Here is a 23930-nt window from a genome sequence, read left to right as displayed (position 1 = left end):
CCAAACACGAAATGATTAACGAGCTGGTTGTGTCGAAGCAGAAATATTGCAACCGCTGTGAAAGCGTTTGGTAAACAATTGGGAGCAGGATCAGCACGATATCGGAGACGACTGCGTGCTCGGCCAAACCCAAACAAAGACAACCGCACACAAACGCCCCTGGACAACGTCAGGGTCGATATTGCTGCTGATCGCCATTAGTGGACTTGCAATTCTCGGGCTGGTTTTTCTCGCGACGATCTGGGCAGGCGCCGAAAGTGATGCTGCTGCCCTTGATCGACAGCGCCAACTTGTCAATGACCGGCTTAATGATCAGGTGAAGCGGGTGTCGCAGGAGATCCAACTGATTGGCGCCGGCTATGCGTCATTTCTCGCAGCAGATCCTGCTGCTCACGGCGAGAAAACTCTCGGTCGCATCCGCGGTGACGGCGCTTCATCCGCGCGGACCTTCGGCAAAATTGCAAGGACGGTGTTCGGCTACAATGCCGCCTTTCTGGTCACACCGTCTGGGGAGCTTGCGCTAAGGGCCGACACAGAAACCGCACGGCGGTTCAAGTGGGTGCGCCCTCTGCTTCAACCATTGATCCGCGACTTGGAAATCAGTCACGCGCAGCGGTCGTTGGATGCCGAACCAAGTCGGGTAGAGTTGATGCGGCTTGAAGGTCGTCCCTCCGTTGCAGGGGCCGTTTCGATATCGGCTGCTTCGCGAGCCGATGTGCACGATGAACGCGCCCAGCTCTATCTCGTCGTCTTCCGGTTCCTAGACGGCGCCACTCTTGACATGATCAGCCGGGAACAGGGACTCGCTGGCGCGCGCTATGCCCGCACCTCGGACCAGGAGCACAATGAGGTTGCCTTCCAGATCGCGGCGACAGGAACCGGTGAACCGCTCGGTTTCATTATCTGGGAGCCGGATCTGCCAGGCTCCCGGGTGATAGGCCGTCTCGTTCCGGTGCTTTCGATAGCTGGGCTCGTTATTGCAGCCCTGTTCTTTGCGCTCGTGGGACGATTGCGCAAAAGCCTGAGGAACTGAGCGCCAGCGAGCACCATGCTCGGCATTTGTCGGCGCACGATGTTCTGACCGGACTTCCAAACCGTGCGCTGTTCCCACACCGCCTAGAGCAATCTCTCCTGGATCTGGCACCACGGCGCAAGCGAGCAGTCGTTGCGCTGATCGACCTCGATAGGTTTAAAGAGGTCAACGACACCTATGGACATGCCGCCGGCGACGAATTGCTACGTTCCGCGGCAGGTCGCATGAATGCACTGATCAAGCCAGTAGATACCCTCGCCCGGGTCGGCGGCGACGAGTTTGCTCTTATTCTTGCGGATCTTGATCGCGAGGATGATGTTTACCTGAGGATCTGCAACAGCATCATAGAAGGGTTGAGCAAGCCGTTTCAGCTCGACACAATAGATGCCACCATTCGTATCGGATGTTCCATTGGCGTCGCTCTCGTCGAGGATACGACCTACACAATCAAGGAGATCATGAGACGCGCCGACGTTGCACTTTATGAGGCCAAGATCAGCGGGCGCGGGCGACTGGTCGAGTATGATTCATCCTTGGACCATCGGGTTGAGGCGAGGGAAAATTTGAAAAGCGATCTTCGTCTCCTGCTTGAAGGGGGCGCGGAAGATACCGGCGAAAACGGCTATTCACTGGCGGCCAAGACGGGTCGGCTGGAGGTCTACTATCAGGGCGTCCATCGCGCTGATGGCAGTGGGTTACTTTCCGGCGCAGAGGCGCTGGTGCGGTGGCACCATCCGACGCTGGGGCTATTGTCACCGGACAAGTTCATCCCGATTGCCGAAGAGACGGGCCTGATCCTGCGACTGGGCGAACGGGTCCTGCGTAATGCGGCGCAGGACGCTGCCAGCTGGCCGGTCGAATTGTCGCTTGCTGTAAATGTCTCGCCGTCGCAGATCCGCCATCGCGGCTTTGGCAGCCACGTCATGTCGATCCTATCGGAGACCGGTCTGCCGCCTTCGCGACTTGAGCTAGAATTGACGGAGGCCGCCCTGTTCGACATTGATGAAGAAGGCCAGGCGACGCTCGGCTTGCTCCGATCTCATGGCATCCGTATCGCGCTAGACGACTTCGGCACGGGATTTTCGTCTCTCAGCCATCTCATTCAGTTCAACATCGATCGCATCAAGATCGATCGGTCTTTCGTCAACCTGCTGGGCACCAAAGCCGAAGGTGCCGCCATCGTATCCGCCATTCTTGAGCTCAGCCGTACGCTAGGCAAAGCAACCACGGCGGAAGGCGTGGAGACTCAAGGCCAGAGAGACTTCTTGGTCGCGGCGGGGTGCAGCGATCTGCAGGGCTATCTGCTCTCCCGCCCTCTCCCCTTGAGCGACTTTCTGGAAAAGCTTGGCTTCCAAGATGCACCCGACCGCGCCACGAACGCCGCTGGCGATAGAACCGCCAGGTTTTGCCAAGTTGTTTGAAGCAAGGTGCTAGGGAGCGATTTGACTGCAGAAGGAAGGATCAGAGTGATCTGGTCATGGGCGGAAAGGAACCTCTGCGCTTGCCTAGGCGATTTGAACCGCCCGACTATCTTCTCGCGCTTTCGGATGGGCCTGCGCGAAACTTCGATCGCATTGTTGAGCCCCTTGTGCGCCCGATGCTCAGCGCCCGGCGCCAGGGTTCGGATCGGGTCGATCTAGCTGCGGAGTTTGTCCGTGACCACAACCCTCGGCGTGCAGAACCGCTCCATCAGTCCGCGCAGCAATCGCCTCGCGGCCTTCGCATTTCGACGTGTCTGGACCAAAATGTCGAGCACATCGCCGTCCGCGTCAATGGCCCGCCATCGCCAATACTTTATGCCACGGATCGTGATCACGACCTCGTCGACGTGCCACTTGTCGCCAGGCGCAGGCCGATCTCGCCGGACACGATCTGCAAAATTCCGCCCGAAACGATTGACGCAAACGCGGATTGCTTCCCCGCTGACAATGACACCGCGTTCGGCGAGCAGGTCTTCCACATCGGCGGTGCGGAGGGCAAAGCGATGATAAGCCCACACCGCATAGGCGATAATATCACGGGCAAAGCGAAAGCCCTTCAGGCACGGCATTTGACACGGGGTGCGCATCCACCTCGCATAGCCCACGCAGAAAGCTCAAACCACTTGGCAATATCCCTCCGCCAGTTCGCTGCAGTTCACCCTAATCGAATGTAGAGCCATTCCATCCACTGAGCGGCGCAAGTGGCCTGGAACAATCTCAGTGGCGGTTCGTTCTCTGGTTGCATAACAAACGGAGCAGAATTCATGGTCACCATGGTCGGAAACGAAGGCAACATCGAGAAACTTGTCAAGGATTTAGTTTATCTGGAACACGACGCCATTGCCGCATACGATTCCTGTATTGAGCGGTTGGATGACAAGACTCTCAGCGCAAAGATCGCCGAGTTCAAACAGGATCACCTGGAGCATGTAACAGTCCTCAACGAGATGGCCCGCGAACTCGGTATTGAGGCACCGACCGAAGGCGACATGAAGCAGATGCTGACCACTGGAAAAATTGCTCTGGCCGATCTCATGGGAGATTCGGCTATCCTCAAGGCGATGAAGACGAACGAGGACGACACTGTTACGGCCTACGAACGCGCATCCCGACACGAGGATGCGATCCCGCAGTCGAAGGCCTTCTTCATGAGGGCGCACGAGGACGAGCGTCGTCACCGCGCTTGGATAGAAACGACTGCGAAGTCGATGTGACCTTGAAAAACAGGTGGGCGATCCTCATTTAGGGATCGCCACCCACATTGCCGACGGCCTGCAGCGACCATGACGGTTGTGCGTTCGCTGTCGCGGGTGACGAGGGCGCTCCCCATCATGGGTCGAGCGCCTTCGGTGTTTTCCAAGCACGAGATTAAATGACCGCATCGCACCCCATTATCTTCCTCCACGCTTAGACGCGTCCGGCCAACAGATTGGGCCTCTCGCATCAACGTGGCGTGCTCAATTGCCCAATACGGTTTTCGCGACGCCGGATGCACGCTGCCGCAATGGATGCGGAGGCCATCAATGGTTCAAGATCGACGGCATGCAGCTCGATCCCGCCCGTATTCGGGAGGCGCGATCACGATCGACGGTATCCAAAAGATCGAGCGCGATACCGAATTTGACACCGAGACGTATCGCAGCGGCGGCATCCGCCTCTACTACCCCGAGACGACCGGCACGAAATCCGATCTCAAGGACGGCGTGTTACCCGAAGCTGGCTTCGACACGGTGGCTCCCAATATCGACAAGGGTATCAGCTCCTGGGCCTACGCGGCATCGCGCGTCGAGCTGATCGATAATCGCGCGCTGGCCGTTCCCTGCTACGAGCCCGGCTACACGCTGGTCGAGAAGCTCCAGACCATCTCCACCAAATATCGCAAGCAGCAGGAAACCGGCCAGTTCCCCGCCAATTTCCTCCGGCATTATTACGACGTCTACTGCCTGCTCGACCAACCGGACGTGCAAGCTTTCCTCGGCTCGGACGTGTATGGTGCCCACAAGCAGAAGCGCTTCCCGAAGGCCGACAATCAGGACATCAGCAGTAATCCCGCGTTCAGCCTATCCGACCCAGAGACGTTCGGACTTTACGAGCGCGCATACGAGCGGACGTGGGCGCTCTATTACCACGGCAGCCCAGCCTGAAAGAAATCCTCGCCCGCATCACCTCCTACGCCGCGCGCCTCTGAAGGTTCCGTCGTATTCCCTCTGACCTTTCGCGGGTCCACTCGTCTACGTGTCCGTGTGCGGCCCGTCTTCGGTTTGCAGGTTTCAGGAAATCCAATGCATCTCCGTCGGTGGGTCGTGGCCTTGATTATGGACTGGATTCCTACACACCGCGGACGCTTTGTCCTGTTCGCGTGCCCGCTCCATTCGCCGTCTGCAGCGTCCCCCGTGTTGGGGGACAAACCGCCCTTCAAGGAGCATAGCCGGTCCGTTCGGGTTGAAGATCGAACGTGACCTGCACTTCACGCCCAAGAAGACGCTCTCGCGGGTTTGAGGTCGATCACAGCACCATCAATCGGTGGGTTCTGGCCTATGCGCCGATGATCGAGAAGGGGCTTCATCAGTTCCGCCGCCCACAGTGTGGGTCGGTCGGGATTGACGAGACCTATGTGAAGATCCGCGGCAAATGGCGATATCTGTATCGAGCCATCGCCAAACACGGCAACTCGATCAATTTCCTGTTGACGGCGAAGCGCGATCTCGGCGCCGCCAAACGTTTCCTCCGCAAGATGCTGAAAGACGAGCCGTTATTTTCGCCTCGCATGATCGGCACGGACGGCGCCAATAAGTTTCCGTCGGTGAAGCGCGAGAATTGGCTACAACGCCGGCCCACGGGACGTTTCGCGCACGCATAGACTAGGACGCCGATTGCCCCGCCGCCTTTGTGCGGACCAATCGCACGCGCTGCATTCCCCGCTGTGAGCGCAGATTCATGCGGTCGGTATTCGAGTAGGATCTTTTGCTCAGAAGGCGATCTCGCTGGAACGGCGCAGCTCGACGCCATGCGCTCCGGCATTGAAGCCGCTGAGCAGCGCATTGTGATGGGTGACGATCTGCGCAAATGTCAGTTCGCCCATATCGCCCGTCGCGTGGCCGTCGGACAGCAGCGTGACATCGTAGCCGAGTGAAACGGCGCGGCGCACGGTGGTGTCGATGCAGAATTGCGTCATGCATCCACCGACGACCAGATGGCTGATGGAACGCTTTTCCAGCTCTTCCTGCAGATCGGTCTGGAAGAAGCTGTCGCAGTTCCTCTTGTGGATGATGGTCTCGCCTGGAACCGGCGCGATCTCGTCGCGCAGGTCCCAGCCGGTCGACGAGCGGGCCATGGAACTTCCGTGGCCACTGTCATGCTGCACCAGGAAGACAGGGACACGGGCGGCGCGGGCACGCGCCTGGATGGACTGTAGGCGGCCGACGGTCTCGTCAAGTGCCTCATCGATGGCGGGCTGCCGTTCTGGCGTGCCTTCGCCTTCGAGAATGGCGTTCTGGACGTCGATGATGAGAAGTGCTGTTGTCATTCAATGCACTGTCTGTGTTGTGAAGAGGATGGGCCTCGCCTCAGTGACGGCTTTCCATGGTCATGCGTAGCGCGAGGGCGCCAAGCACGCCGCCCATCAGCCAGCGCTGCATTGACAGCCATGTCGGCGGGCGACTGAGGAATGTGGCGATCAAGCCGGTGATCGGGATGTGACTGGACGCCCCGGTGAATGCAAGGAAAATTTTGGCTGGAATTGGAGAACCGGAAGACGAGACAGGCATGTTGCGGACCGAGCGCCGACAAAAACACGTGCTGCCGGTAAAGTCGCAGATCATCGATGCTGTGAATGAAGCGGTAGCGCGCTTCACAATGCTAGGGACGCTGACAGCAGTTTTGCCGATATCGCGGGGTCGTCCGCATCGGTAACGAGAAGCAGGTCCAACGTGTCATTCTCCAGATGAGCGCTGATACCTTCCACCTTGTATGGCTGTTCGAGCTGGTGCAGCGAGAGCAGCTGCCCGGTTTTGTCAACGATCCCGATTGCAGCACCTACGCAGGGGCCATCAAGATATGCATCGTCGGTATCTTCCGCCACGGCACAAAACACCACGTCACCATTGGGTAAAGCCGCCGCATCGGTGAAGCAGAGCGGGACGCCCTGGATCATACCGAGATTCACTCTCGTAATGGCGGCTGGCGCAAAGGCATTTGTATCCAGACCTCGCAACGCCTCGAGAACCCGCAGCAGCGGGTAACGGATGATCGCGTTTTCGGAATGTTTCTTGTTGCCTCGCTGAAAAAGCAGGAGTTCATCGCCAACCACGGCTGCTCCCTCTATGTTGAGATCGGCGAACGCCTGATGAAGCGGGGCAAGCATCCGGGTCATGGCGACTAGCTCGGGCGAACCGCTGAGCGCACCTTGCGGATCAAGGGTAAGGAGAACACCGCGGTCGCGGTTGGGCCTCGATGCCGATCCCAGAGCCAGCAGAGCCCCATATGGAAAATCTTCGAAAGCCGGAATGAACACGATCGCCTCCAGGTCCGGCTTTTGGCGCTTTCGATCAGCTTTGATGATGGGCAACTCACCAGCAAACAAGCGGATCAGATGTCCCGGCTCATTGTCACCCGCGGAAAAGACAGCGAGATGTAGCTCGTCATCAGCCACGACATAGATGTAGGAGCCTACGCAGACCAGACCGCTCGCGGCGCTTAAATTGGACGGCTGCGCGTCAGGCCCTCTAGAAAGACATCCAGTGTTCGTAGTTCCGTCGCGGTAATCATCATACTTTGCTAGCATTATGAACGCCCTGCCGCCAACGGCTGAGACGCAAAATGTGGAGACCTTGATTGAAATCGGACTGCCGCTGGAGATTTCACGCCTTGAAAAGAATCGAACGGGCGACCCTCATATTGGTGGGGTGACATGTGGGTCAGAGAAACTTAAATTCCTATGCCTGCCCTAAGGCAGCGGCTCCTTGATATTTTGTCCCTTATAGGTTACATTGGCGAATGTTCACGATTAGGCGCACCCGCGATTATGCGGACTGGATCAAGAAGCTAAAAGACTTCCGCGCCCAAGCTCGAATTGCCGACCGTATTGACCGGCTGGCGGCAGGAAATCCCTGGGGACGTAAAGCCGGTTGGAGAAGGCGTGAGTGAACTCCGCGTCAATTATGTCCTGGCTATCGGGTCTATTTCATCCGCGAGGGATCAGTTGTCTATGTTCTTCTCTGCGGTGGCGACAAGAGTAGCCAAGATAAAGACGTTCGACTGACCAAAAGGCTAGCCCAGCAATTGACGGAGTAACGGCATGCCACTTGAAACATTTGAGTACGACTCCGCCGAATTCCTTGGGAGTGAGGAAGCGATGGCGGAGTATCTTTTAGCTGCCAGCGAAGATGGCGATGCAAACCATATTGCCCGCGCTCTTGGTGTTGTTGCGCGCGCGCGCGGCATGTCTGAACTTTCTCGAAACACCGGGCTTACGCGACCTGCGCTCTACAGAGCATTGAGTGGGGAAGGCAACCCCGAGTTTGGCACAATCGCAAAAGTAGCTGACGCGCTTGGTTACAGGCTGAATCTGGTACTGAAATCCGATGGCGCATCGACCGTCGCGGCAAAATAGCGATGCGGTTCCTGCTTACTCTCCATGATACGGAGCCGGATTTCGACGCCATCGGGCTGCCGCAGGCGGCGGCCCTACCGGCAGTTCGGTGGAAGTTGCTCAATCTTGCAAAGCTGAAGCAGCAGAACCCTGATAAACACGCGCTGCAGCGTGGGGAAATCGAGAACATGTTTGCTTAAGCGACTGCGTTCCCAAGCACGGCCGACCGCAGGTTCCTGATCAGGCACTAGCGGCCGGCCAGTCATTTGCCGGCTCTTCGATAGCGTCATCCGACACATCGTCTGCAGGGTCGGGATCGCGTTCATTCGCAATCCGCAAACGCTCGATTTCTTCGATCGCGGCGTTGAAGACATCGGCCTGCTTGGCTCCGGAAACGACCGCTTGGTCCAGCAGGCTTTCCAATCCAATGCGCAGTTGATCTCGCCAGTCATTACTCATTTCGTTTTCTCCGCTTGATCTTTTTATCGGATAGCTCGATCCACACCGGAGCGTGATCGCTGGTGTGTTCCCAGCCGCGCACATGCTTGTCGACCTCAGCTTTTTTCAGTCGCTCGGCAAGGTCTGGACTGAGCAGGAAATGGTCGAGCCTCAACCCCGCGTCGCGTCCATAGGCATTCCGGAAATAATCCCAGAACGTGTAGATGCGCTCTCCGGGATGCATTTTGCGCAGCGCATCCATCCAGCCTTGAGCGACGAGGTTTCGGTAAGCTTCCCGGACTTCGGTGCGGAACAGCGCGTCGTCAGTCCAACGCTCCGGCTTATAGACATCCAACTCCGTCGGCATGACGTTATAATCACCGACCAGGACCACGGGCACCTCTAGCTCCAGCAACTCGGCGGCATAGTCGTGCAGGCGCTGAAACCAGCGGAGTTTATAGTCGAACTTTGGGCCGGGATAGGGATTGCCGTTGGGAAGATAGAGGCCACCAATCACCACGCCGTCCACGATGGCCTCGATATACCGGCTTTGCTCATCCTCCGGCTCCCCCGGCAGACCTTTGCGCGTCAGGTGCGGTTCCTGACCACGGGCAAGGATGGCGACGCCGTTCCAGGATTTCTGGCCATGCCAAACTGAACCGTACCCCACAGCTTCGATGGCCTTTGCGGGAAACTTCCCATTCGGCGCCTTCAGCTCCTGGAGAACGACAACATCAGGCTTCGCCTCGTCCAGCCAGCGGAGCAGGACATCGAGGCGACCGTTCACGCCATTGACATTGTAGGTGGCGATTTTCACTTGGGCTTGTGGTCGCCCTTGTCACCCTCGCCGGGCTTGGCATCGTTTTTGCCTCGTGCCGCTTGTCGGCAGACAGGGATCGGCCGACGTCGACGGATTCCTTGAACTTGCCATCTTCATCGCGACGCACATAGCGTTTGTCGGTTCCGGTATCGATGAGTTCGCGCTTCGACATTATGAGCTCCCTTTGCTTGTGCACCAAAAACCCTCCAAGACCGGAAAAGTTTCAGATCGGTGCCAACAGGCTTGAACCGGACTCGACCGACTCTATTACATTAGAGAGGGAATACATTCCGGGTCCGAAAACGCTTACCGAACATCCCGACCGCTTTCTGAACTGTCAGGAAGCGATCGCCGACGCATTCAGGCTATTGACTGCGCAAGCTGTGATGGCCGGTTGGGGAGAGACCGAAGTCGCCGGCGCACTGGTGGATATTGCCGACTGCCACATGCTTTCGCTGGCATCCAATCTGGAAACACAGCGGATGATCGACCAAGCGATCAAAGGCGGCCCGGGCTTGACGAAGCCACACTGAATAGACTGGTCAAGGATTTGATGTCTTCAAGAAGGGCCGTTCGCGACGTCAAGGGCGAGCCGGATGCAATGGCAAAGGCCCGACATCTGGTCAACAATGCAAAGGTGGCTCTTGTCGAGCGCGGTCCGCCCTGGTGGGAGGTCGGCGCGCCGGATTATAACCGGCACATTCCGAAAAACACGCCCGATGGCGACTGGTTCGCCACACTTGGGAAATAGGCCGGCGTCAAAGCAGCTGAGGCGCCTCGGTTGCAGTCTTCTTTTTCGCCCATAGTTCGCTGGTCCGCTCCATCGTTACCAACTCGGGCGGAAATGTCCGCTTCTGGAATGCGAGTGCATCATCAAAGGTGCCGTGAAGCCATTGTTCGTACTCGTGGGCAAGTAACAGGACGGGCATGCGGTTGTGCACGGGTTGGATCGCCTCATTGGCGTCCGTAATGACGCCAGAATAGACCGGACCCCACTCGTCGCTGATCCGCCACAGCCTTGCCCAGGCGAAGACCGGCTGGTCCTTCAGCGCAAACCAGGTGCGGGTCATCCTGCCCTTCTCACCCTCAGCTTCAGCAAAACCCGTCACAGGGATCAGGCAGCGCCACTGCGGTTTACGCGCCAAGCCAATCCACATGCCTTTCGCCAGGTCGGCGATGTTGTTGACCGGCTTTGGCTTGGCTTCCGGCTTCATGCCTTTCAGGCGCAGCGGAAAACCCCATGAGATCGACTTCAGCAGCCTTAATGTTCATTTTCACCACAATTTGATCCACTGGGGGTGCGGATAAAAAGTTGGACAGCTTTATAAGTTAAGGCCGAGGCTCTTGCGATATTCGACCGGGCTGAGTGATCCCAGCGATATCTTGATCCGCTTCTCATTGTACCAGCGGATATAGGCGTCTACCTCGGCAACGAACTGTTTGATTGTGATGGCCTTCCAATCTCGTGGATAAAATAGTTCCGTTTTCAATCGGCCGAAGAAGCCTTCGCATGCGGCGTTATCTTGTGAGCATCCCTTTCGGGACATTGAGCGAACCAGTTTCGCTTCGCTGATCCGCGTTAGCCAGCCTGGCCAGCGATAATGGGCTCCGCGATCGGAATGGACGATTGGCCGTTCCTCGCCGTCGGTCACGGTCTCAATAGCTGCATCCAGCATAGTATTGACCAGCCGCGCGTCTGGTTGCGTTCCAATCGACCAACTGATGACCATTCCGTCGAAGCAATCGATGATGGGCGAGAGATACACCTTCCCGGCTGGGATCTGGAACTCGGTGATGTCTGTCAGCCATTTCTCGTTCGGCGCTTTCGCATGGAAGTCGCGATTGATCAGGTTCTCGGGTGCCGGACTTATTTCTCCCAAGTACGATCCGAAACGCCGTCGGCGCGGTCTGGCCACGACCAAGTGCTCCTGCTTCATCAAGCGCTGGACAACCTTTTCCGAGATGATCACGCTCTTCCTGGCCAGTGACGCCTGTAGTCTGCGGTAGCCGTAACAACGACGGTTCGCTTCAAAGATTTCTGCAAGGCTGTGCCGGACGGCGGCATACTTGTCTGCCAGACACATGCGCGTGCGATGATAAAAGTAGGAGCTTCGCGCAATTTGCAGCTGGGCGAGCAGTTCTGGCAAGCGATAGGTATCTTTAAGGGCGTCAACCAGCTGTGTTTTTTCCCGATTACTCAGGATCTGCAGATCGACGCCCAGTTCTTTTTTAGGAGTTCATTGGCCTTCTTCAGGAGGTCATGCTCGAGTTGCAACTGGCGAACATCACGTTGGAGGGCTTCAAGCTGGCGCTCGAGTTCCTCGCGTTCCGGCGCCTGCGGGGTGGTTTTGCGGCGTTTCATGGAGGAAGGAGCCTCATGACCGAGTAGCTGGTCTTTCCAGTTGTACAACGTCGGCCTGCAGACGCCCAGCCGGTCAGCCACCTGTTGGGCGCTTTCATCTCCACTACATAGTCCGATGACACCAGCTTGCTTCACCGCTGCGGGATAGGCAGGGCGCCACGATCGACCCACCATCGATGTTCGCGTCTCCGGAAAGGCCTCACGTACCCATGCGGTCAGAGTTCCTCGACCAGGATAGCCGAGCGCCCTCATCGTCGCAGAGATGCAACGATCATGGGTGCGGTAATGCTCAAGTGCCGCCTGCTTCTGACTCTTGGAATACTTTGGCGCTCGAGCTACCGGCTGAATACGCAGGTCGAGATGCTGTACGTACTCGCGGTACCAACCCCTCAGCGCATTCTTTGTGGGATAACCCAACTGCCGAATGGTCCCGTTAAGTCGCTTGCCAAGCCTGATATAAAGCTCAACGGCTCGAAGTCTGTCTGCGTAGGAATACATGAACTACCTCCTGGTGGTCCAAGTTTTCGTCCGCACCCCCACTTTTCCATTTCGCCGTGATCCACTCAGGGCGAATAAAGACGTTTGCACACAATTGACTACGTCGAATTTTGTGGGCTAACGCGAAATGAAAAAGTGGATCAAATAGTGCTGAAACTCAACAAGCAATCTCGGGCAGTCTGTCGGTGAATGTTCGTCGTCCACATCTCCGCTGTCGACACTGCCACCGGTTCAGAGAGAGCCTGATTTTCACAGCTTGACCTTGAACAGGCAAGTCCTGCAGACGGCGGTGGTGCCAGCCGTGCCGATGCTGACTCCGCGCTCCACAATCAGGGCAGATGCCGACCGGTTTCGCAGCAGCGGAGACAACCCAGTTTCCTTCATCTTGAAGGGTGATACCCAGAACGTTGCCCCCTGGGCCGGGTGACCATTTCAATTGCGCTCGCATTCTCGCAGATAGCAGTCGAGGCGCTAACATCCTGTTGACCACAGAAATTGAGGAAGACCCGTAAATTGTGAGAACCGCGGAAGCCGGGATCGAGGTGACGATCGAGAACGCTCCGCGCATTTGTCCTATGTTCGGGCCACATGTTCTTGACGATACCAGAAACGCAAATTACGGTTCTGACATGAAGCAGCCTGTCCTGAAGCGCGCCGTATTCTTCATTGGAGGCTACGAGCCAAAAACGCCGGAGGCGTTTTTCAGCGGGCTTTCCAGGCAGGTTTCTCGCTTCGATGCGCTCTGGGGCTACAGCTCGGATGTTTCACCTGTCGAGGTTACACAGGATAATGACTCGGGTGTAGTAACAATCTCAACACGCGCGACCGAGGAAAACTGGTCGACAAGCACCGATTTCAATTTCCTTAGTTTGAACAGGATTGTGCTTGGCGATTTTGCTCGCCCGATGCCTATAAGATTGTTCTATTATATTCGCTCCTTCACAGACTTCGTAATCTCGGGCGCAGCATTTCATTTCTTTTTCAAGGCCTGGCGGTTTGGTCTTTATTTCGTCTATCCATTTCTCGTGCTGACATTTTTTGCCCTGGTCGGTTACCTTGTCGCGCAGCTAACGTTACAATGGTTCGGTCTAGCAAGTGGGCTGGTCGGCGTGTTGATTTTTATTCTCGCGCTTTCCGTGGCGGGAGAGCGATGGTCGACAAATCATCTGATGGATTTGTGGTCGTTTTCGCTTGACTTCATCCGTGGTAGGAGGGCCGATGCCGATATAATTTTGCAGCGATTTGCAGAGACCGTCATCGCGAGAACAGCGGCTGGAGGCTATGATGAGGTCATTTTAATCGGCCACAGCACTGGTGGCCTACTAATGATCGATGTCGCCGCACGCTGCCTTTCAATTGACAAGAAATTTGCAGGCTCCGCAAGGAAAGTGGCTCTTCTCACCTTAGGCTCGACAGCACTCAAAGCAGGGTATCACCCTGCCGGTACGAATTTCCGAAAATCCGTCGAGCAGCTCATCAATGATGATAAATTGGTGTGGGTGGAAATTCAGTGTTTGACTGACGCCATCAATTTTTACAAGACTGATCCAGTGGCGGAAATGGGTCTTGATCCTAAGGCTAATCGGGCGTTTCCCATCGTTCGAACCATTAAAGTACGGGACATGCTGCAGCCTGATACATACGCGCGCATAAAAAGAAACTTCTTTCGCGTGCACTATCAATATGTATGCGCGAATACAAAGCCGTACTGGTATGATTTCTTCCAGATTTGTTGCGGCCCCAATTTCCTCGCGGAAAGAGTAGAAAGCCGTATTGTTGGCGGCCTGCAAACGGAGAAAGCGACAATGGTATGACACCTATGCTTGCTGAAGTTGTATGGGGCGTTGGTCTTGTCGCATGGGCCATTATTCGCGTGCCGCATCAAAGCCGAGCTCGCAAGACACGCGTGACCAGCAGCGCTAAAACGTTACAAGATCGCCTGGCTTTGCTTGCCGCCGCCGTAGGCCTGTGTCTCGTTCCAATATTGTTTGTCGCGACGGGCTTTCCAGGTTTTGCCAACTACACGTTTCAACCTTGGCTTGGTTGGTTAGGACTTCTGATTGAACTGGCATTTCTTTGCCTGTTTTATGCCAGTCATCAACAACTTGGGAAATATTGGTCGGTGACACTTGAAATTCGCACCGAACACAGGCTCGTCACCGATGGCCTATACCGCTACGTCAGGCACCCCATGTATCTATCATTTTGGCTTTGGGCGATCGCTCAGCTTTGCCTTTTGCCTAATGGCATTGCGGGGTCGGCGGGTCTTGTAGGGGTTGCGACACTCTACTTCTCTCGTGTTCGCCATGAAGAGGCGATGATGCGAGACACGTTTGGAACATCGTACGACGAATATACCAGACAGACGGGCCGGATCATCCCCAAACCTTGGTAATTAAGTGAAAAATTTCAAAACTCCTATCGAAATCTCCTCAGGCCGTCGTGCCTTTTTGGGCTCAGTTCTGGCTATCGCACTCACCGGTACGCAAGGGAAGTCGACTTTCGCAGCTGGCAAAAGCAAGTATGGCGGGCACCCGCAAGTTTACCTTTTACGCGGATTGGCAAATATTTTTTCGACAGGACTTGATGAAATTGGCAGAAAGCTTCAGGCGGCGGGCGTCGATGCGCATGTCCGGAGTTTCACGGCTTGGCGGTCAGCCTTGAACAAAATCGTTGCTGACCGGCAGACATTCGGGCCATCGCCCGTAATTCTTGTCGGGCATTCACTCGGCGCCAACGCCATTATCTCTCTGGCGCAGGAATTGGAGAAGCGTGGTATCCGGGTGGACTACATGGCGTCGTTTGCAGCGACGACCCCTAGCCCCTTGCCAGGGAATATCAAACGCGTCGTGAACTTTTATTTCTCCAGCCATAGCTGGGGAGCACTGTTGACAAAAGGCCCCGGCTTTAAAGGTAGGCTCGAGAACCGAGACCTGTCTCATGACCGGTATGTCAATCATTTCAATATCGAGAAGCAGGATCTGCTACAGGATGAAGTTGTCAGTGATATTCTTCGCGCTTTAAAGATAACGATTTGATGAGCCCGACGGCCAAAAGGCGCAGCAGGAGCGCGACCCCTTTTGAAGGGGCGCCCTTTCAATGGAGCCCCGAGGATAAGGCGACGATTACGGCGCGAGTTTTGTGCCTGGCGCCAATATCTCTGCGGTCACACGTCAATACGGCGTCACCCAAGGCTTGGTACACTACTGGCGCCGCTGCGCCCGCGAGTGCGCATCGGATAGGCAGGAGATGCGTTTCGTCCCGGTGGTAAAGATTGAAGACGAGCGGCTCCAACCTTCTCTCGATACGAAGCTGGAGACCGGTAATTTCTCTGGAGTCGGACACCGGGTGTTAGGTCAGTCCAGTCCATCAGCATCGCTTTGTTCGGAGAAGCAGCGATGGCGGTGGAATGGACGATCACGATCGAGGGGCAGAACGAGTTCGGCGACGTTTGCCGGAAGGCGGTTCGTATCGACAAGAGTTGGGAACGTCTGTTTGACGGCGACATTGGCCTGTCGATTGAGGACGGCAAGACGATTGTGACGGCGCTGCAAAGCGCAGTCGTAGCCCATGAGGCGGAGACCTACTCCCTCTTCCGTCGGGTCTGCCCGGACTGCCACAAGTTCCGGCCGGTGAAGGACTACACATCACGCCGGATCCGAACCGTCTTCGGTACGGTGGAGGTCCGTAATCCTCGCTGGATGCTGTGCCAGGATTGCCATCCGGCCATGCTCGGCGCCTTCGCGCCGCTGAAGGAAATCTGCTCCGATCGAGCGACGCCCGAACTGATGGAGCTGACCGCCCGTTTGGGAAGCATGATGCCCTACCGGCAGGCGGCCAAGGTGCTGGCCGAGTTCCTGCCGATTGAACCCACCGAGACGTACGCTACCGTGCGCAAGCGGACCATTAGGATCGGCGAACGGCTCGACGACCAGATTGTGCGGAAAACATGGAAGGCGAGAGCTCAGACGGATGACCGTCGCCAACTTGAGATGCAGCTTCCAGGCGATCGCCACAAGGAATTCGTTATCAGCATCGATACCGTTCCTGTTCGCAGCGCCGAGCCCAACGCAGCTCGAAACTTCGAGCTCGTCGTTGCCCGATGCGGCCGCGGAGGACGAGGCGAACCAGGTGGCCGCTATTTCGTCACCGGTAGCACCGCCCAGCAAGCAATTCGCGATCGCGCCCTCCACGCGCTTGAGGGAGTCGGATATCGCGGCTTTGGCGATGTGACGGTGATTTCGGACGGCGCAGAAGTTCTCAAGCGGGTGCCCCGCGCCATGCCGAAGCCGACACCCACATCATCGACTGGTTCCACATCGCCATCAAGATCCAGCCCATGCAGCAGATTGCCGATCGCATCGCGCGATCGCAGCCCAGCCCCGTTGAAGCGCTCTTTACCATAGATAGAGATATCAGAGCCGTGAAATGGCGTTTATGGCACGGCCGCGCGGATCGCCCGATCCGGGACCTTGAGCGGCTCCTGGCGAAGCTGCAGGGATCACCGCAGGTAAGTGAGTTCTCGATCGTACGGCTACACAGCCTCGGCGTGCAACTCCTGACCTATATCCGCTCGAACGTGGTGCGATTGTCGACTATGGAAAGCGCCACCGAGCCAGGCTCCGTGTTGCTACCACCCTCGCCGAGTCGGCAGTGAATTTCCTCATCGGCAAGCGGATGGTGAAAAAGCAGCCGATGCGGTGGTCGCTCCACGGCGCGAATATGCTCATGCAGGTTCGCACTGCGGAGGCCAATGGTGAACTTCGTGATCGATTGCGGGCACGTTTCCGACAGCCTGAAGCGAACTTTCCACCGCTATTCAAACCAAAACCGCCCCTCCTGCGTGCCGCCTGACCCCAGTGAAATTACCGGTCTCAACCAACTGCCTGGCGTTCAATGCGTGGACAGCCTATCAACCAAACGGAAGTTCGATATCTTCGCGGTTTTCTTTGCGCCCTCGATCAGGACCGTTTTGAACCGTTCGGCATCTGGTGTCGACAGCATCCCCGCCCCGGCTTGAATACCGTCTTGCCACGCAGGTCCGCGCTTCCATGCTTCATTGTAGACGAGCGCCAAGTCGGCAGATCGCCTTGTTTGCTGCAGGGCCTCAAACAGCAGCGCAGCTTGGCGAATGTCCTTCTCTCGCTTCGCTGGCCCCTGCGCGTCAGTGTGCCGACGGCTGGCGACTATGAGCTTGTGGACTGCATACCGAGACGGATCGGGGACGACGACTGGGATACTGCTTCGGTGAAGCAATATTGTCCTGACGGGTTCCCTGATGAGAAAGTCGAGAAAGCGTAGTGGATCTGCACTGGCGCCACCAAGGGCAGGCATCTTCGCCGGCTGATCGATGTAGTCGTCCGAACCACGGTTTGACGTTAGGAATTCAACCCTGTAGCCGTCGGCATTCTGAAATGCCGACGAGGCTGCGGATCCCGATCTGTGTGGAACTGGCCGGAAACTGGCGTCGACGCCCTGCAGCAACTTTACGATCGGAGGCAGACTGTCTTCAACTTCTCTACTGATGGCATAGTCCTGGGCGATGTCAGCATCGCCGGTCAGAATTGCAGCCATAGGAAGGCGCACGCCCAGCAGTCCTGAATAGCACTGAAAGGCCACCGTGCCGATGAGAACACCCCGGCGCCGAAACAGCCCCCATGGGCGAGAGCTTCGACGATGTCGCCCGACATGGCGTCAGGGGCGATCATCCCGCCTTCGCGGGTCAGGGTATTTATCAACCGCCTGCGGGCGCGTAGATCGTCCTTGTCCCGCTTATGATCAGCTACGCGCTGCGCGATATCCGGATCGTCAGCAGGGCCAACGTAACGACGATTCGTACCACCATGTCCGTCTGGGATGTCGAAGTACCAATACTTGCGCCCCTTGATGTTAGCTGGGGTGAACCGACCCTCTGGAGGGAAATCGGCCGTCCAAGTGGCGTCGAGCGAGCGCTGGCCTAGCTCGGCGAGCATAGTTTGATACATGAGGTCGATGGACTTCATAAGCTCGAATCCGACGTTATACTGTTTTTCAAAAACAGTATAACGATCGAGAGGATAGGCGCAAGATGGGGTGCTGGATGCACCTATCGCGCTTGGTCGATGTGCGAGGAAAACATCGCCACTGGTTCAACGTTCGAACCGCTCCAACATTTTTTTCAATTGGGCGTTCTGCAGCCTTAGCTTGCTTGTCAGTTGAATTCGAAGCATCCTGATCTCTTGATCCAGGCCGATTTCGTCAGAGATTTTGGGAATGACTTCAGCCGGTTGCTCGACACCCTCAACCGTGGCGATCTTCTTGGTACGCCCTCTTCTCTTGCCCGGCGCAACTTTAGCACTCGGTTTGTCCCTTGGAGAGGCAGATGCGATTGTGGCGGTGATACCGTATGTCGCGGGGTCAGAGGTTCCTGCACCCCGCTCGCTATCGCTTTGCGCAGTGTCCCGGCCGTCGCCGCCAGTTTGTATCAGTAGTTTGGGCTCTGCCGTAAACGGTTCTGTTCGAACGAAGGGCGTTGGAGTTTGGCGCGTTGGCTGATCGACGCTCTCCCCGACAGGGGTGACCGTCTGCTCCGAGAGCGCCGCAACCGGCTCGACACCGATCGCGGCATCATCCTGCTTTCGCTGTCGTCGCGGTGAGATAAGCCGAGTAAGAAATTTCCAGGGTGACGCCATCACTTCGACCTCGCGTTACTATCCGCATGCAGGTTGAGCGTTTGCGGGTCCGGCAGCAGACATGACCTCTGCCAATACCCCGTCGCGCTTAGCACAGAAATGCGGTCGGCGATTGGCCGCTTAGGTCTTTCAGTCGAGCTTCAGACGCTTACGCAGATCAGCGTTTTCGACCCGAAGTTTTTCCGCCAGCTGTTTGCGCAGCCGTTGGTTTTCCTTTTCCAACTGCAAGATGTCCGTCATCTCATCGCCAGCAGCCTCGGCAGGCGTCGGCTCGGCAGGCGCTTTTTGAACGGCCTTTGGAGAGCGTTTCACAGGCGCGCGCTTTGCAGTACCAGCGTTGTCAACGGGCTTCACTTTTCGTCCGCGCTTCTGCTTGCCAGAGACAATGGACGGATCCGTTGCAGCGTCAACCGTGACTGCTTCCGGGGTTGCCTTTGTCGCGCGAGGTTTGCGCTGCTTTTTGGTGCGACAGGCGTTTCCGCAACGGCCGGCGCTTCAGTGGTGATTGTATCGATTTCGTCAGCCATTGTTGTCTCCTCTATCACTGCCACAGTTTTGTTCTGCCCAATCGGCGGTGTCAACAAGAACACTGCTGGCTTAGCGCTTGAAGGAGAAATTTCGCCGTCGGATGTTCTCGCAAGCTGGTTATCCGGCAAGAGCATTGTCTCTTCCTCCAACGCGAGCGCCACAGACTTGAGATCCATATTGCCCCAGATAGAGTTTGACCTGGCATCTGCTTTTCGCCTACCGTTTTTATATTCAACGGCAAAACTGCGTTGGACTTTTTCAATTTTGAAAACCCTGGGTGACGACGGGATGCTCATCGACAGTTCGCCGTCGAGAGAAGGCTCCGAAATATGCGATGCCAGTGTTTCAGTCCAGCCCCTTGTGAGACAAGGCCCCAATGAGCGATTCTGCGTTGTGTGACGCATTTCTAGACGCTAACGCGCAAAACCGGCCCGTCATGGAAACGCAACTTGCTTGGATGCGCTTAACGCCTGCCGATTATGAACCTTTGGTCGGCCTCAGCACGTCGGACATGTCTGGTCAGCAAAATTCTTGCAACAAAGGCAACAAGATGAGATTCTGAGCGTTATCGGCAGCGCTTGGGGTAGAACATGTCAGGTTCGAACGCTGTGGGAGGACGGCATGCCTGTTCTCTTCTACGCAGAACGGATCGCTCGTGAATATTCGAAAACCGCCGAGCAGGGTCACACGCCGGAAGCGTATGCGCAAGACGACATAGACTTCTGGCCGGTCGACGTTTCCTCCTGATGTTGATCTGCTCTGCCCTAAAAATAATTCTTTTTACAATATGGCTTTTGATTTCATGTGCAGCGTAAGCAGGGGCATGATCTTTCAACCAAGCCGCGCGCGGAGCGTAGATCCAGCTGGCTTCCGCGAGAGCCATGACGGGTCGCCAGCGCTGACGAAGAACGAGTTGCGGAGTATCGCTTTGCAGCAAATTGTGTGACTGGCGCGCCCTGAAGAGATTGGAGCCGGCAGCGCAAACACTTCAGGCCTATGCACCGTTAGTCATGCAGCTAGGAGCGAGCCAGAATCGTCGTCTCTAAATGTCTGTTCCAAGTCGAGCAAGCAGATCATGCCGCTTTCCTGGACAATGATCCCCGCTGAATAGCAAACACCACTGGCAATATGGATATTCGGTACGGGCTGCACCGATTGGGAGCGAACTGACAGAATATCTGACACCTCATCCACGAGAAGACCCAAGTTCATTCCATGGACTTCGGCGACAACGATTGCACTTCGCTCTTGTGTTACGGCATCGGGCATGCCGAGTTTACGGGCAAGATCGACAATAGGAATGACGAGGCCACGGAGGTTCATCATTCCAACGACATAAACTGGCGCATGGGGGATGGGTGTTGCAGGGGTCCACCCGCGAATTTCGCGGATGGTTTCAGTCCTGAGACAGAACTGCTGATGATTGAGTTTGAAAGCGATGATTTCAAGCATCTGATCACCTGTTGTTGCCGCAGCCGCAGCAGGGTGCATCAGAACTCCTCCCAGTTGTCGGTCGCACGTGCCGCCTGACCACCGCCAAACGCTTTGGCAACCGAATTGGCCATCCGCCGCACCGGCGCGACGACCGGCTTATACTGATTGCTTGCGATCGTCAGGCCTGCCGGTTTTCTGGCGGTCATCGTTTGCGGCGTGCGTTGTCCCCCGAGTTGGAACTGGCTGATCAGTTCACGCAGTCGACCGGCCTCATTGGCAAGCGTGGCACTGGCTGCGTTGGTTTCTTCAACCATCGCGGCGTTCTGCTGCGTCACCTGGTCCATCTGGTTGACGGCCGTATTCACCTCAGCAAGGCCAATAGACTGTTCACGCGCCGACGTGGCGATGGAATCCATATGCTGGTTTACCGTGATGATATAACCCTCAATCGTCTTCAGCGCTTGACCGGTTTCGCTGACAAGCTTGACGCCACTCTGAACCTCCACACTGGAATTGCGGATGAGATCCTTGATTTCCTTTGCGGCTTTCGCCGAGCGCTGCGCCAGTTCACGCACTTCCTGCGCCACAACAGCAAAGCCCTTTCCGGCATCTCCCGCACGGGCCGCTTCGACCCCTGCGTTCAAGGCTAGCAGATTGGTTTGGAAAGCAATCTCGTCGATGACGCCGATAATACTGGCGATTTGGTTTGAGGACTGCTCGATCTTCTGCATGGCGTTGACAGCGTCGGCAACCACCCTACCAGACCCCTCTGCACTCTTATTGGCTTCGACGGCAACGATGCGCGCCTCCTCTGCGCGTTTAGAGGAGTTGCTGACGTTTACAGTGATCTGATCCAATGCTGCGGCAGTTTCCTCCAGCGCCGCGGCCTGCTGCTCGGTCCGCTTTGACAGGTCTTCTGCACTCTGGCTGATTTCTCTTGTGCCGCTGTCAATGGATCCTGTTGATTGAGCGACAGAGCCCAGCGTTTCGGCAAGCTGTCCAACCGCCGCGTTGAAGTCCGATCGAAGGCTCTCGAAATCGGAAGCGAAGGGCTCAGAGAGTTGGAAGGTAAGGTCTCCGCTGGCGAGATGCTTCAAACCCGCGGCCAGACCCGATGTTGCCTGAGCCATTGCCTCGGCCTTTATCCGCTCGATCTCGGCGACCTTGCGCTGTTCTTGTTCAGCCTGGTTTCGCTGCGTATGGGCTTCCTGCTCAAGGCGCAGATTGGCGACAGCATTCGCGCGAAATACTTCGACAGCGGCGGCCATTTCACCGATCTCATCAGAGCGTCCATTATAGGGGATCGCAGATTTTGAATCACCTGCAGCCAGCGTCTTCATGGAGGCGGTGATGGTCTGGATCGGCCTGGCAATGCCCGCCACGGCAAACCAGATCGAACCGCCAATCGCCACGGCACACAAGCCGATGGCGATCAACGTCATGACCAGAGCTGTGTCGTGGATGACTTGGCTGCTCGAGTAGGTCTCCATTGCCCCGGCTTCGGCTGTCTCGACAAGAGTGCTCACCTGCTTGACGATCTTGTCGCCCAGAGGCGCCAGTTCCAACCAAAGTATTTGCTTGGCTTCATCGGTCTTGCCCGTGCGGGAGGCGGTGAGGACGCGCTCGCCGACAGTGTTGTAGCTCTCCAGCTCCGCCCTGATTTGAGTGGTGACATTGACCTGGCCCTGATTGATGCCACTGTTTTCGTAGGCAACCAAGTGCGCAAGAAAAGCCTCGCCGGTCTGCTTTATTCGGATCTCCGCGCGTTCCCTCCCGGCGTCATCCACGGAAAGAAGGTGGTCACGGTACACAACGCGCAGAGTGGTCAAGTCGGCGGCCATATTCTTGGCCAAGGCGAGATTTGGCATCCAGTCGGTTGCCAGATCGCTGACGTATCTGTTGACGACTTCCAGGCGATTTATGGAATAGAACGCAAAGCCACCGAATATAATGCTGACCGCGATCAGCATTCCCACCAGTGCAGTTTTGATTTTCGGGCGAGCCATAGATCCTCCCATCGCCGGACCGAGGCCCGGCGGCGCAAACACAACCCGTTTGGCAAAATCATTCTGCTTATGAGCCGGGATGGTGGAAATACATCTTCGCACCAATTTCGTACTTTCAGTCACATCCAATGTTAAACGAAAAGCTTTCATTTCATTTAAACATTCGAATCGCTTGCCAGCTATTCTCGGTTCTTATTCTGCTCCAGACTAAGTCCTATGCTGTTGAATATCAGCTCAATTCGACCCTCTTTTTCAATTCGACGTAATCCACTGTGCGATGTGATCTGCACAATTTTTCTCGCGCATGCGAAAAATCGCGGGGTCCGCGCAAAAAAGTGAATTAAAAGCGTAGCGCAACTCTGCCGGCTGCGGAGGCAATGCGTCATGACTAGCGCATCACACGTCATCGAAGTCAGCAAAACTGTTTGTGAGTTCGTAGCCAACTCGCGACCCGATCTACCGTTGTTCAGAATCCAAACGTTCCTGCATGTCTTTTCCGGCCTTGAAAAAGGGCACCCACTTTTCCTCTACAAAGACTGCGTGGCCATTCATCGGGTTTCGCCCCGATCTGGATGGCCGATGTCTGATGGAGAAAATCCCGAAACCGCGCAGCTCAACCCTTCCGCCTTGCTCCAACGTTTCTGTAATTTCCTCGAAAATGGTGTCAACGATCCGTTCGACGTCACTGCGGTAAAGGTGAGGGTTGCGTGAGGCGATACTATGAACGAGTTCTGATCTTATCATTTTGGCCTATACCAGATGTTGAAGCGACGTCACTACTGACTTAACAATAGACCGCCATGAGGCATTGTAAACTTAACTGGTTTTCCAAAAAGATGCGGGATTTTGCGGCAGGACCAAACCTTCCCGTTGCGGGCAATCGTGAAACTGCCGGGGTAGTTCGTCGAGCTCGTCAAACAACCACCGTCTTGTGAGCCCGATCCGGCGCAGCACACGCTGTTCATCAAGATCACAAAGGAGACGGCGTTATCGCACACGCCTTGATAGGAATCGAACCGGCGACAGGTTGGTCAGATAGCTTAAGTGTCTGAAAAGACATACTTCGTGG

21 protein-coding genes and 9 pseudogenes are annotated in these 23930 nt (G+C 56.3%); 15 read left to right on the top strand and 15 right to left on the bottom strand.

The features are described 5' to 3' along the window. The first annotated feature begins 181 nt into the window (after positions 1-181). Both P6U16_RS26570 and P6U16_RS26565 read left to right on the top strand, forming a co-directional pair. Positions 182-1033, top strand: coding sequence for a CHASE4 domain-containing protein (locus P6U16_RS26570; protein WP_277704344.1), 852 nt, complete (start codon positions 182-184; stop codon positions 1031-1033). A gap of 26 nt (positions 1034-1059) precedes the next feature. Next, positions 1060-2454, top strand: coding sequence for an EAL domain-containing protein (locus P6U16_RS26565; RefSeq protein WP_277704343.1), 1395 nt, complete (start codon positions 1060-1062; stop codon positions 2452-2454). A 47-nt stretch (positions 2455-2501) separates the two neighbouring features. On the opposite strand, the pseudogene P6U16_RS26560 reads toward P6U16_RS26565, so the two are convergent. Continuing rightward, positions 2502-3101 (bottom strand): annotated as a pseudogene (locus tag P6U16_RS26560) (IS6 family transposase); the annotation flags it as partial. Between the two features lie 177 nt (positions 3102-3278). On the opposite strand from P6U16_RS26560, the gene P6U16_RS26555 reads away from it, so the two are divergent. The 3 genes and pseudogenes from P6U16_RS26555 to P6U16_RS26545 form a co-directional block, all read left to right on the top strand. Continuing rightward, positions 3279-3728, top strand: coding sequence for a DUF892 family protein (locus P6U16_RS26555; protein WP_277704342.1), 450 nt, complete (start codon positions 3279-3281; stop codon positions 3726-3728). A 309-nt stretch (positions 3729-4037) separates the two neighbouring features. Beyond that, on the top strand, positions 4038-4658 hold the full coding sequence (locus P6U16_RS26550; protein ID WP_277704341.1) for a nucleotidyl transferase AbiEii/AbiGii toxin family protein: 621 nt from the start codon (positions 4038-4040) through the stop codon (positions 4656-4658). Between the two features lie 344 nt (positions 4659-5002). Beyond that, positions 5003-5317, top strand: a pseudogene (locus P6U16_RS26545) (DDE-type integrase/transposase/recombinase); the annotation flags it as partial. A gap of 165 nt (positions 5318-5482) precedes the next feature. Here the strand turns inward: P6U16_RS26545 and P6U16_RS26540 are convergent. The 3 genes and pseudogenes from P6U16_RS26540 to P6U16_RS26530 form a co-directional block, all read right to left on the bottom strand. Then, complete coding sequence (locus P6U16_RS26540) at positions 5483-6040, bottom strand: cysteine hydrolase family protein (RefSeq protein WP_277704340.1); 558 nt, start codon at positions 6038-6040, stop codon at positions 5483-5485. Between the two features lie 40 nt (positions 6041-6080). After that, a pseudogene (locus P6U16_RS26535) lies at positions 6081-6197 on the bottom strand (LysE family translocator); the annotation flags it as partial. 167 nt (positions 6198-6364) lie between these two features. Next, positions 6365-7165, bottom strand: coding sequence for a hypothetical protein (locus tag P6U16_RS26530; protein ID WP_277704339.1), 801 nt, complete (start codon positions 7163-7165; stop codon positions 6365-6367). A gap of 344 nt (positions 7166-7509) precedes the next feature. Here P6U16_RS26530 and P6U16_RS26525 point away from each other — a divergent pair. The 3 genes and pseudogenes from P6U16_RS26525 to P6U16_RS26515 all read left to right on the top strand — a co-directional run. Next, positions 7510-7806 (top strand): annotated as a pseudogene (locus tag P6U16_RS26525) (type II toxin-antitoxin system RelE/ParE family toxin). A 4-nt stretch (positions 7807-7810) separates the two neighbouring features. Beyond that, on the top strand, positions 7811-8125 hold the full coding sequence (locus P6U16_RS26520) for an addiction module antidote protein (RefSeq protein WP_277704338.1): 315 nt from the start codon (positions 7811-7813) through the stop codon (positions 8123-8125). A gap of 5 nt (positions 8126-8130) precedes the next feature. Further along, positions 8131-8304: pseudogene (locus tag P6U16_RS26515) on the top strand (nucleotidyl transferase AbiEii/AbiGii toxin family protein); the annotation flags it as partial. A 40-nt stretch (positions 8305-8344) separates the two neighbouring features. On the opposite strand, the gene P6U16_RS26510 reads toward P6U16_RS26515, so the two are convergent. After that, positions 8345-8563: a hypothetical protein gene (locus tag P6U16_RS26510; protein ID WP_277704337.1), complete on the bottom strand. Its 219-nt coding sequence runs from the start codon at positions 8561-8563 to the stop codon at positions 8345-8347. Continuing rightward, entirely contained in the window at positions 8556-9359 is an 804-nt protein-coding gene (gene xth / locus P6U16_RS26505; RefSeq protein WP_277704336.1) for an exodeoxyribonuclease III, read from the bottom strand. Before xth ends, P6U16_RS26510 begins: the two co-directional genes overlap by 8 nt. 155 nt (positions 9360-9514) lie before the next feature. Between xth and P6U16_RS26500 the strand changes: the two genes are divergently transcribed. Together P6U16_RS26500 and P6U16_RS26495 are read left to right on the top strand one after the other, a co-directional pair. Next, positions 9515-9895: a hypothetical protein gene (locus tag P6U16_RS26500; RefSeq protein WP_277704880.1), complete on the top strand. Its 381-nt coding sequence runs from the start codon at positions 9515-9517 to the stop codon at positions 9893-9895. 20 nt (positions 9896-9915) lie between these two features. Next, complete coding sequence (locus P6U16_RS26495; RefSeq protein WP_277704335.1) at positions 9916-10113, top strand: hypothetical protein; 198 nt, start codon at positions 9916-9918, stop codon at positions 10111-10113. A 7-nt stretch (positions 10114-10120) separates the two neighbouring features. Here the strand turns inward: P6U16_RS26495 and P6U16_RS26490 are convergent, their stop codons facing one another. From P6U16_RS26490 to P6U16_RS26480, 3 genes and pseudogenes are all read right to left on the bottom strand, one after another. Continuing rightward, positions 10121-10621 carry an SOS response-associated peptidase family protein gene (locus P6U16_RS26490; protein WP_277704837.1) on the bottom strand — a complete coding sequence of 167 codons (501 nt, stop codon included), beginning with the start codon at positions 10619-10621 and terminating at the stop codon, positions 10121-10123. Positions 10622-10684: 63 nt separating this feature from the next. After that, a protein-coding gene (locus P6U16_RS26485; RefSeq protein WP_277701657.1) for an IS3 family transposase occupies positions 10685-12222 on the bottom strand; the annotation gives its coding sequence in 2 pieces (ribosomal slippage) (positions 10685-11586 and positions 11586-12222; 1539 coding nt in all). 163 nt (positions 12223-12385) lie between these two features. Then, positions 12386-12670, bottom strand: a pseudogene (locus P6U16_RS26480) (transposase family protein); the annotation flags it as partial. 181 nt (positions 12671-12851) lie between these two features. Between P6U16_RS26480 and P6U16_RS26475 the strand changes: the two are divergent. The 4 genes and pseudogenes from P6U16_RS26475 (at position 12852) to P6U16_RS26460 (ending at position 17076) form a co-directional block, all read left to right on the top strand. Beyond that, positions 12852-14036 carry a lipase gene (locus P6U16_RS26475; protein WP_277704836.1) on the top strand — a complete coding sequence of 395 codons (1185 nt, stop codon included), beginning with the start codon at positions 12852-12854 and terminating at the stop codon, positions 14034-14036. Further along, entirely contained in the window at positions 14033-14617 is a 585-nt protein-coding gene (locus tag P6U16_RS26470; protein ID WP_277704334.1) for a protein-S-isoprenylcysteine O-methyltransferase, read from the top strand. Before P6U16_RS26475 ends, P6U16_RS26470 begins: the two co-directional genes overlap by 4 nt. Before the next feature lie 4 nt (positions 14618-14621). Beyond that, a complete protein-coding gene (locus P6U16_RS26465; RefSeq protein WP_349017719.1) occupies positions 14622-15260 on the top strand; it encodes a lipase in 639 nt (212 codons plus the stop codon). Positions 15261-15620: 360 nt separating this feature from the next. Then, positions 15621-17076: pseudogene (locus P6U16_RS26460) on the top strand (ISKra4 family transposase). 58 nt (positions 17077-17134) lie between these two features. Here P6U16_RS26460 and P6U16_RS26455 read toward each other — a convergent pair. From P6U16_RS26455 to P6U16_RS26445, 3 genes and pseudogenes are all read right to left on the bottom strand, one after another. Next, positions 17135-18224, bottom strand: a pseudogene (locus P6U16_RS26455) (GSU2403 family nucleotidyltransferase fold protein). Between the two features lie 126 nt (positions 18225-18350). After that, on the bottom strand, positions 18351-18893 hold the full coding sequence (locus P6U16_RS26450) for a hypothetical protein (protein ID WP_277704333.1): 543 nt from the start codon (positions 18891-18893) through the stop codon (positions 18351-18353). A 129-nt stretch (positions 18894-19022) separates the two neighbouring features. Continuing rightward, positions 19023-19684 (bottom strand): annotated as a pseudogene (locus P6U16_RS26445) (transcriptional regulator). 358 nt (positions 19685-20042) lie between these two features. Between P6U16_RS26445 and P6U16_RS26440 the strand changes: the two are divergent. Then, the gene (locus P6U16_RS26440) at positions 20043-20168 is read left to right on the top strand and encodes a hypothetical protein (protein WP_277704332.1); all 126 of its coding nucleotides are present in this window, start codon (positions 20043-20045) and stop codon (positions 20166-20168) included. Between the two features lie 261 nt (positions 20169-20429). Here the strand turns inward: P6U16_RS26440 and P6U16_RS26435 are convergent, their stop codons facing one another. The 3 genes from P6U16_RS26435 to P6U16_RS26425 form a co-directional block, all read right to left on the bottom strand. After that, the gene (locus tag P6U16_RS26435) at positions 20430-20912 is read right to left on the bottom strand and encodes a chemotaxis protein CheW (RefSeq protein ID WP_277704331.1); all 483 of its coding nucleotides are present in this window, start codon (positions 20910-20912) and stop codon (positions 20430-20432) included. Beyond that, positions 20912-23011, bottom strand: coding sequence for a methyl-accepting chemotaxis protein (locus P6U16_RS26430; RefSeq protein ID WP_277704330.1), 2100 nt, complete (start codon positions 23009-23011; stop codon positions 20912-20914). Before P6U16_RS26430 ends, P6U16_RS26435 begins: the two co-directional genes overlap by 1 nt. Before the next feature lie 306 nt (positions 23012-23317). Further along, a complete protein-coding gene (locus tag P6U16_RS26425; RefSeq protein WP_277704329.1) occupies positions 23318-23605 on the bottom strand; it encodes an integration host factor subunit beta in 288 nt (95 codons plus the stop codon). Positions 23606-23930 lie beyond the last annotated feature (325 nt).

This window comes from Rhizobium sp. 32-5/1, assembly GCF_029537235.1.
Classification (GTDB): Bacteria; Pseudomonadota; Alphaproteobacteria; order Rhizobiales; family Rhizobiaceae; genus Pararhizobium.
The sequence above is the reverse complement of the archived record's forward strand: the minus strand, read 5'-3'. Positions and strand labels throughout refer to the sequence as shown.